Raw genomic sequence first — 10415 nt, forward strand, 5'->3', positions numbered from 1 at the left:
CGGGTTCCGCAACTTCGCGAACTACCGGATCAGGATCCTGCTCGCTGCTGATGGCACCCGTCCCTGGCGGACCCGACGGAAGAAGAAGAGGTCAGGCTGAACTTCCCACCATCAGATCCGAAGAGCCGATAATGGACGAGATAGTCTGTTGCAGGGCCTTGCTTGATGGAGATGACTTCCAAGACAGCCTCATTCAGGTCAGCTTGATCGCCCGGAGGTTCTTGCTCGATCTTGATGAGTACGAGCTAGCCGAGTTGGCAATCACTTCCTCAGGGCACCCGAGTCCGCAAGTACGCCAATGCGTTCTAGGTGGAGCCAATGCCGGAGCTGACGCCACCGACTTTTTTGCTGCTCTGTTGATGCTGGAACGACCCGTACGGCGCGCATTGGGGCCTCGGCGTAACCTTTGGAGGCGGTTCTACCGGCGACGCCGCGGCCTTCTGGTGCAGGTGGCTGGATATGAAACCAATGTTCCAATGTCTGCATTGGAGGGGGAAAGAGTATTGAATGTAGAGAGGTTGCAGAGCCTGATGGATGTTAGTAGGAAGTAGGCAGAAGAGGACCCGCTCCAGTCGTTGGGGAGGCATGACTCATCTGTTAGAGCCGGCCAGCCCCGCAGGGGGTCGGAGTGGACTACGCCGCGGTGCGGGCCAGGGGAGCGCCTACAGGCCAAGCTGGGTGGCGGCGTTGTCGGTCCAGGCCTGCTGCACGCGGACGTAGGTGCCCAGGGTGGCCAGGGAGCGGTGGCGGGTCTGGTGGGCGATGGCGCGGTCGGAGGCTCCGCGCAGGTGGGCGTAGGTGACGAACCCGGCGCGCAGGCTGTGGGCGGAGTAGGTGGTGGCGTCCAGCCCTGCGCGGGTGATGGCGGCTTGGACGAGGGCGTTGATGGAGCCGGGGTTCAAGGCGGTGGTGCTGGCGCGGTTGTTCTTGCCGACGCCGCGGAAGACCGGGCCTTGCACGATGCCGGCCAGGGACAGCCACTGCTGCAGTGCGGTGACGGGGCAGCGGTCGCGGTTGGCGGCGCGGGGGAGGACGACCAGTTCGGTCTCCTCACCGGTCTGGTTGGTCTTGGAGCGGGGCAGGGTCAGGACGAGGCCGTTGGGGTGGTCGTCGATGTCCTCGACGGCCAGGGCAGCCAGTTCGCTGCGGCGCAGGGCGGCGACGAAGCCGACCAGGAGCAGGGCGCGGTCGCGGGTGCCGGCCAGGTCCGGCTCTGCGGGGCGGCCGGGGGTCTTCCAGGTCTTGGTGGTGGGGCAGGCGTCCAGGACGTCGAACAGGTCCGGTGGCATGAGGGGGGTGGACTGCTCGACGGGTGCGCCGTGGGTGCGGCGGATGCCTTCCCAGACGGCCACGACGCGGGCGTGGCCGGTGGGGTCGGGCAGGTTGCGCAGCTGGTGGGCGAACTTCAGCGCCGAGATGCGCCGGCTCATGGTGCCGACCTTGGCGCCGGCCTGGGCCAGCTCGGTGAGGTAGCCGGTGATGGCTGCCGGTGCGGCCGGCAGTGGTTGGTGTCCGTGGTGGCCGCACCAGCTGGTGAACTCTCGCCAGTCCGAGCGGTAGCCGCGGACGGTGTTGGCGGCCCGGGCGGCGTCGACGTACTGGGCTTCGTCCTCGGTCAGCGGGACGTCGTCGAGCAGTCGCATCGCGTCGGTCTCTGGTACGCCCGCGACTGTGTCGTGCTGGTCGGCCGGCCACCTGTCACGGGCGACGGCGCGATGGTCAGGACGCGACGTGGTGGGGAGGCGGTCGTGGTGCGGCACCGGCTCAGGATACGTCTATAGCATGCGATTCTCTACATTATCGCATGCGGTAGATGCTCCTCTCTGCCCCTCGCCCTCCGCCGCGCTCAGCCACGTCGTCGTCAACGACGGACGAACGGACGAGTCGGACTCTCCTTGTCCAGACCGTCTCTTTATGACCAAGCCGCAGGTGTTGACGCCGGGTAGCGGTCAGGCGTGGTGGGCTCTGCGCTGATCGGCCCTCTCTGACGGATCGCCACGGCGCCTCGATCACCAAGGGCTAGGGCCCTAGTTCTTTCAGGTCATCTTATGAGAAACCTGAGTATCCGTGTCGCGCTGATGTCACTGTGAGCAGGTTGTAGTGACTCTGAGTGATAGGTAACGTCATGAGGCAAGCACGCGGAACGTGGGCTTCGGATGTCGAAGCGACCCGGTGGGCGCGACGTGCCTGCCGAACTGTGCTGGCTTGGACCATCGCCGTAACGGTTGGCCTCGGGGCCATCACCTGGGTGGCGCCAGATGACGCGGTCGCTGCTCCTAACACCGAGGCCGATGCAGGCGCTGACCGAAACGCGAGCTCGGCCCCACCCACTGCCTCCCTGTCCAGCGACACTCTCGCCTACGACAGCACCCTCTTCATCAACCCAGGCAGTGACCTGACCGTCACCGGCTCAACGACGCAGGACCTCTCGGTGTCCACGACTGAGGGCAGTGGACAGTCCCCCACCAGCACCATTCAACCATCAACCGGCAGTGGAAGCAGCCTGCAGTCGACCAACGTGGCCGGTGAGGCCTCGGTGTCTGCTTCCACCCAGAACTGGTCCACCCAGCAGAGTGCCGACAAGGCCGTCGACGGCGTCGCTGACGGCTACCCCGGAGATGCCACCAAGGAATGGTCTACCACCACCGAAGGCACCGGGGCCTGGCTGCAACTGGACTGGACCCAACCGGTCACCCTCGACCGGGTCACCCTGTTCGACCGGCCCAACGCCGATGACAACATCACTGCCGCCCGGCTCGTCTTCGCCGACGGCTCCACCGTCGCCGTCGGCGCGCTGCAGACGACCGGTGCAGCCACCACGGTGACCTTCTCCGCCCGGGCCACCACCAGTTTGCGCCTTGAGATCACCGGCGTTGGCCCCGCCACCCGAAACGTCGGCCTGGCCGAACTCCAAGCCTGGACTCCGCAAGACACCACCTCCCCCACCCCGGACCCGACTGCTGAACCCCCTGCCGAACCCACTGCCACGCCCAGCCCAGCCCAGCCATCGCAAAATGTGGCCGGTGAGGCCTCGGTGTCTGCTTCCACCCAGAACTGGTCCACCCAGCAGAGTGCCGACAAGGCCGTCGACGGCGTCGCTGACGGCTACCCCGGAGATGCCACCAAGGAATGGTCTACCACCACCGAAGGCACCGGGGCCTGGCTGCAACTGGACTGGACCCAACCGGTCACCCTCGACCGGGTCACCCTGTTCGACCGGCCCAACGCCGATGACAACATCACTGCCGCCCGGCTCGTCTTCGCCGACGGCTCCACCGTCGCCGTCGGCGCGCTGCAGACGACCGGTGCAGCCACCACGGTGACCTTCTCCGCCCGGGCCACCACCAGCTTGCGCCTTGAGATCACCGGCGTTGGCCCCGCCACCCGAAACGTCGGCCTGGCCGAACTCCAAGCCTGGAGCACTACCTCGGCTCCGGTGTCGATGAACGTTGCCGGTTCAGCAGCTACCTCGGCCTCGAGTGAGGATTACAGCACCGGCCAGGTCGGGCAAAAGGCCATCGACGGAGTCGCTGACGGCTATCCCGGCGACTACACAGCCGAGTGGGCCACAGATGGTGGCGGTGCCGGCTCCTGGTTGCAGCTCGACTGGGACAATCCGGTCACCACGGACCGGGTTGTTCTCTTCGATCGGCCCAACAGCAGCGACAACATCACCGCCGCCCGACTCGTCTTCGCCGACGGCTCCACCGAGGCCGTTACTGCTCTTGACAACGCCGGCGCCGGGACCACCATTACTTTCCCCGCTCGGTCTACTTCAAGCCTGCGCCTGGAGGTGACCGAAGTCAGCTCTACCACCGGCAACATTGGTCTGGCCGAAATGCAGGTGTGGACTCCCGGTCAGACTTCGACCGTCCAACCCGCTCCTACCTCGGGTCCGACTGCCTCCCCGACCGCGTCTTCTCCTGCATCCCCCACTACACCACCTACTACGTCTCCTGCCGCTGGGCCCAGCGCCTCTCCGACGACGAGCCCGACTGTCGAGCCCACACCTGAAACCAGTGGGCGGCCGATTGCGGTGGATTCATTCGACTTCGAAGTCCGCACAGGCAACGACGAGGAATCCAGCACTGTCGTCCTGACGCAAAAGATTCCTGCCACTTACTATGAGGAAAGTGGCAGCTCCTACATCATTGACTACGCCGAGTGGACCATCCCTGCCGCCACTTTTCAGGACGCGGCAGCCTTCGCCGTCCGCGTCCGGGCCGTCAACGCCGCCGGAACGGGCAACTGGAGTGAATTCGCTCGGGTCAACATCAACACCCCCCCGGCTGTACCGACCCTGAGTTCCCCCACTGACGGGGCCCGCGTTAGTGGGACACGGCTGGATGTCAGTGCCATATTGCCCGGCTCTTTCTGCGGAACTGGTCAGGCCGCCCTCCTAGACCACTACGGCAACGTCGTGGACAGCCGTGACACACTCTATGGCTGTGGTGCCAACCGCGTTGTTACCACCGCACTCAACTTTCCCAGCTGGGCTGAAGCAGGGGACTATACCTGGCAGATGCGGTCTAACAACTCGACCGCACAATCAGAGTGGGCCTCCCAGGCACTGCACTACACCACCCCGCCGAGCCTGTTCTACGGGGTCAGCTACGAGATCGTCGACCGACACGTTCATCTCACTTGGAAAACCCCTTACTTCACCGGTGGCTTGACCGTCGATCGCTACGACATCATCGTCGACGACGCCGCCACACCCATCAGCGTTGCCGGTAATCTCTTGCGCACCGACCTGGGAGAATTGTCACTGAACCAGGCCCACCGCATCCAGATTCGCGGGAGCAACGCCGCTGGTGACGGACCGTACTACCCGGTCTCGATCTACCCCACCGTTCCCGCGCCCGGGACTCCCGGCGACTTGACTCTGACGTGGAACGGCCAGACTCCCACCCTGACGTGGGACGCCCCCAGCTCCGCTTCCGGATTCCCCGCCACCAGTTATCTCGTTGAGACCACGAACTACCAGCCGTGGGAACAAACGACCGTCAGCGTCGTTGACACCCGGGTCCAGTTGCCTGATGTTCCCTACGGTCAGGACCGTCAGTACCGTGTATTCGCGGTTAACGAGGGTGGGCGCAGTCAGCCCGTCGGTACCGGCGGCCGTCCTGTCCGAGCACCGGACGCACCGACCGATGTGCGTACGACCCTCGCTGACAGTGGTATGGAGGTCTTCTGGACGCCGCCGGCCTTCGACGGTGGCTCTGCCGTCCATAGCTACCTCGTGACGGCTTCCCCCGGCGGGGAGCAGGTCACCGTCTCTGGAACCACCCACGCTGTCATCCGCGGACTCACTAACGGCACCGCCTACACCTTCACTGTGGCAGCGATCAATGACGTCGGAATGGGCCCCGACTCGACGCCGTCAGCTGCACGCACCCCGACCAGCGAGAGCGTCGACTCCGACGATGACGGTCTTCCCGACGTACTGGAGGACAAGGCCGGCAGCGACCCCCTGTTGGTCGACTCAGACGGTGACGGGCTCAGCGACGCTGAGGAAGTCCTCTCGCTGGCCGCTTACACCAACCCTACTGTGGTCGACACTGACAACGACGGCATCAGCGACGCCGATGACGACGCCGACAGCGACGGCCTGAGCAACCGCGCCGAACTCAACCTTGGCACCAATCCCGCCAACCCCGACACCGACGGTGACACCCTCACCGACGCCGTCGAAACTACTCAGAATTCTCCCAGCGACGCACTGTTAGCTGACACCGATGCTGACGGCATTGACGACAGCGCCGAACTCAGCCTGGGTTTGGACCCGCGTAAACCTGACTCCAACGACGACGGTGTTCTTGACGCGCACACGTCGGTGACCGTCACCCTTCGCGACCGCGCCGCCCGCCTGGGCAACCCCATCAACTCGGGTAGCTCAGGTGACGCCGGAAGCACCGTTAGCTCAACCGGAGACCTGTCGATCTCTTCGGTGCGATCCTCGACTGCTGCGTGGGTCGACACAGACAATGAGGCCGCGGACAACAATACCTTCGTCGACGTCAGCGCCACCATCACGGGGGCCGCTGCGAGTACAGCTGACCTGCAGATCACCGCACTTCCGGCCGCCGCGGTACCAGGAATCCGCTCGGCGACGGCAATGATTTCACTTTCCGACACAACGGAAAGTGTTGCCGGCACAGATGGCGGCACTCAGACGGAGAACTTTTTCCTACCTTCGGCGGTTTCCGATCAGCTGGTCGATTCCCAGGAACCGTCGACGTCCTCGTCCTCGTCCTTGTCTTTGATGTCCGGTGGGTCCCCCCCAACAGCTCAGCCCTCATCTTCCGGTATCTCGGCGGCGCTTACGCTGGCCACCCCAGGCTTGACCGGTGACGAGATGGCGCGCCTACGCCCCATCGCCTGGGATGAAAAACAAGGCGAGTGGAAGTTCGTTAACAACAACGTATCCATCTCCACCGCCGAAAACACCATTACTATCCACTCCGCCGAACTAGGCTTGCGCTACGCCGTTGTCGACCTCGACGCCTGGCGCGCCACCGTCACCTCCTGTGACCCCGCAACCACCACGGGCGGCGCGCCGATCGACTTGGAGATTGTTCTCGATCAAACCCTTAGCGTTCGACGTCAGGACCCTACCGGGGAACGGTTCCGCGCCGCCGCCGCTGTCGTAGCCAGCCTGCGCCCCGGTGACGAGGCTGCGATCCGCTCATTTACGGTCACCACAGCCGACTTCGGCACCGGTCCGAGCGCTGATGGCATCCCCTTTGAAGGTCCCTACGACTCGGTCAAGGCCAACTCCTTGAGCCATGCCCAGTACGTCTTGACTACCCTGCAGAACGGGCCGGTGTACCCGGCCGTGAACTGGTACCCCTACGACGACACCGCAATGTATCAGGCCCCCGGCTATTCTTTTGGGGCACAGAGCTTCTTCTGGAAACCCTTCCGGGGGGAAGAACCCAGCGACCGAGAACGGCGTGCTGCCTGGCACCGTAATGGCGGCGACTTCTTCCCCGAACAAGACCTCAACGATCCCTGCCGTATCCATGCTGTTCTCTTCGTCACCGACGGTCAGCTGACCCCCTTTAGCGCCGACGGCACGGTCACCGCCGACTGGACGCAAAGCGGCAACGACGGTTCTGCAGACGCCGGAAGTAGCGGAGAGGACGACGAATGGGGTGTGTCCAGTCACGGGGGCGCCAGCTTGCTTGGTCAAGCCGTGACCACCGAAAGCACCGCAACCGTCAGCACACCGTGCCGCCCGATCCACGTCCTTGATGTCGGCGCCGACGGCGGGCAGGACTGGCTGCGAGAGCTGGCTCAGCCCTGCAACGGGACCTATTCTTACGTGCCGGATGGTCTCGATCTGACGGACTGGATCCGGCAGGTCACACCTGCGCCTAACTTGGGAACCGACTACGACACTGACACTGACGGCGACGGCCTCACCGACTGGGTCGAAAGGCACGGCGTTCAAGCCGGATCTGTCCGAGGCCTGTTCACCTCCGACCCCACCAAGGTCGACACCGACGGTGACGGCCTCACCGATGCCGAGGAGATCGGCAAACCCTTCGCTGAAGCTGAGCTTGGGACACGCCAGGGGCCCGAGCCCATCACTACCTACCACCTCATTTCCAACCCCCGACGAGTCGACAGCGACAACGACGGGTTGCAAGACAGCGAAGAATTTGAACTGCACTCCCCTGCCCTGGCCGCCGACACCGATCGAGACGGCATCAAGGACGGTGAAGAGTTTCAATGGGGGACGCGCTGGCACGACGCCGACTCCGACGGCGACGGCAGGGACGACTGGTTCGAAACCCGATGGGTTGACGAGGGCTGGGACGCGACACGTTGGCAGGAGCCAGTCGACAAGTACCAGTACGTCAACGATTTCGCGCTAGGATTTCTGTGCGGGGACAACAGCGTTTGTGCTCGAGGAACCCTTGCCTGGCTTGCTGGGAACCTGGCCAGCAGTTACCTCGTGTTCGGGGACGTTCGCGACATCGTCGCCGCCGGCCTCGAACGGGACTGGGCCAACGTCGCTCTCGTGGGAGTCGGATTTGTCCCCTACTTTGGGGACACGACAGAGACCGTGGGCAAAGTTGTCAGGTTCATCCGCCGCATCACCACCGGGACCCCGGTCGCCCGAGCGGGAGTGCAGCTCCTCGCGATCCGCCCCACCCAGGTGAACAACGTCAAGCTTCAGGACGTCATCAAGCTTATCGAAAAGGTGGCAGGCGAAGATGCGGCACTGGCGGTCATCCGCCAAAGCTTCAAGGAACTCACCCCAAAGCTGGAAGCCGCCGGCATGAAATCCGACGAGATCGTCAAACTCATCTCCAACAACGACCCCGACCATCTGCTGCGCATGCTGCGGTTTTCCACACCGGATGCCAAACCACGAGTGGGCTACCTTGATGATCGTAGTGGTGGAACAGGGGAATTTATTCTGAGCAATTGGTTCGGAGGGAGCACTCAGAAAGAACGATTTACGACAGTCGCCGGGCAGGTTCGCTACCCCGACGTCCGAGTCCTGCAAGCAGACAGAACATTGCGTCTTTTGGAATCCAAGATTGGCGCTGTAAACCACAACACGGCTAACGCTAGGCAGATCGCAGCAGACGAGGCCATTATAGGATCAGGACGCGCTCATCCAGAATGGCACTTCTTTGCCAGCGCACACGGGTACAAGATCGGACCCAACCCCTTCCTCCTGCAGCTGCTGATCGACGCCCATATCCCGTTCTATGTCCATCTGCCATGATCAAAAAATCATACCGACGAAAAGGACCTCAGCATGGCAGCGATCTTCCCCGGTGACCTGGGGGCGACGGACCGCGTGCGTTACGCCGAGCGTGTCGAGGCCGCCGGCCCTGCCCTCCTGTCCGAATTGGCGACCTGGGTCGACAACACCTGGGAGGAATCGCGCCACGGTCCGCGCACCCAGCTGGACGGAACAGTGACCAGCATTACCCCATTGGTGACCTGGTTGTTCGACTTCGCTGACGCTGGGCTACCCGGCATCCCTCCGACGGTGCGCCGCTTCAACTGGATCCCGCCGGCACAACCCGATGTCGACGAGGATGTGACCGTCCGCCGCGACTATGCCGCGGCGGCGGTCGACGCCTACATCGCCGCCGTTCTGCTCCGCTACGACTCCGCGGCCCGCTGGCAGCCGCTACGCACCCCCGGACGCGTCCCGGATGTGTGGGAGGGGTGGCCCCACGTGTACGTCCACGGAACACCCGTGGACCTGGCCAGCGGGCCGTTGCTGAAGAAGTTTTTTGCCGACCGTCCCGGCGCGTCCGGTCACCCTCCGCGCGACCCCGTCTGGTTCACCAGGCAGCTGACCCGGCAGCTGCCCGCAGACGTCGTGGAGAAGGACCTGCCTGCCGACCCGACCTTCCTGCCCGCCCCAGGGCGGACGACGCCGGACCACCCCTGGGAACCGTTCGAGCCGTCGCCCACCCCGAAAGGTCAGCCGGCGACGCAGGCCGAGCAGAAGCAGCCGGTGCCCCGTCCCGCCGGCGCCGAGGACGCTCCCCGGCTCCGGCGCTGCCTCGAGGGCGACTTCGTGATGACCGTCGTGCAGGACCCCCGCATCACCGACGAGGGCTTCTTCGAGGTCCGCGAGAGCACGGCGACAGACACCAGGGACGAGTCCGAGGACGAGGACGGCGAGGGCGTGGACCAGGAGGAGGTCGACCTGATGCAGCTGGCCGAGGACGGCCCGGCCCTTAGCGCCCGCGGCCTGCACCGCGAGTTGCTCGCCCTGGGCTTCGAACACCAGGGCGTTCTCTTCCAGGACAGGCCGAGGGCTCCCAGGCTGGACCGGACCGATGAGCAGTACGTCTTCTACGGAGCCGAGGCCGTCCTGCTCGCGGAGACCTTCCACGAGCGAGGCCGGTTGCGTTACGTGTTCTTCCAGTGGCTCAACCAGCCGGGATGCTCCTCGACCTCCCCGACGGGCAGGTGGCTCGCGCAGCAGTTGCAGAGCACCGCGACCCAGCACAGCGCACGTCTCATCGCCGCAGACACCCACTACACGTAGATTTGATTGTCGCCTCAGTTTCTGATGGGCATAAACTACGTGCGACGGCTTTGCGCTGGACACGCCCACGCATGAGACCGTCTCTCTACACGCCTTCATTGTGGAAGATGGATAACGCCGCTCCAGCGGCGTCGACCCGCGGCCACATCAAACGGCAATCTGTACGGAATCAAGTCCGATAGATCATCCGGTCCTAGAGTGACTGATGGTAGACATGGTGAACGTGTGTTCTATCTCAGACGCAACAAATTCGAAGGGTGAGTCCCCTGGAGTGGTGTAACTCGGCCCGACCAGCCTGAGGTCGTCCGGCGTGTCCGAGACGCAGGCGAGGGCCACCGCGTGAAGCTCTGCGAGTAACCGCCAAGCAACTCGTAGAAGAAGG

Annotated in this window: 3 protein-coding genes; 2 read left to right on the plus strand and 1 reads right to left on the minus strand. The window is 64.2% G+C overall.

Translation table 11 applies throughout. From position 1 onward, the window contains the following. Window positions 1-662: 662 nt before the first annotated feature. A complete protein-coding gene (locus tag AB2L27_RS19780) occupies window positions 663-1643 on the minus strand; it encodes a site-specific integrase (RefSeq protein ID WP_370443210.1) in 981 nt (326 codons plus the stop codon). Window positions 1644-2197: 554 nt separating this feature from the next. Between AB2L27_RS19780 and AB2L27_RS19785 the strand changes: the two genes are divergently transcribed. Beyond that, window positions 2198-8746, plus strand: coding sequence for a DUF7402 domain-containing protein (locus tag AB2L27_RS19785; RefSeq protein WP_370443211.1), 6549 nt, complete (start codon window positions 2198-2200; stop codon window positions 8744-8746). 33 nt (window positions 8747-8779) lie between these two features. After that, entirely contained in the window at window positions 8780-10033 is a 1254-nt protein-coding gene (locus AB2L27_RS19790) for a hypothetical protein (RefSeq protein WP_370443212.1), read from the plus strand. The last annotated feature ends 382 nt before the right edge of the window (window positions 10034-10415 follow it).

The organism is Kineococcus halophytocola (assembly GCF_041276425.1).
GTDB lineage: Bacteria > Actinomycetota > Actinomycetes > Actinomycetales > Kineococcaceae > Kineococcus > Kineococcus halophytocola.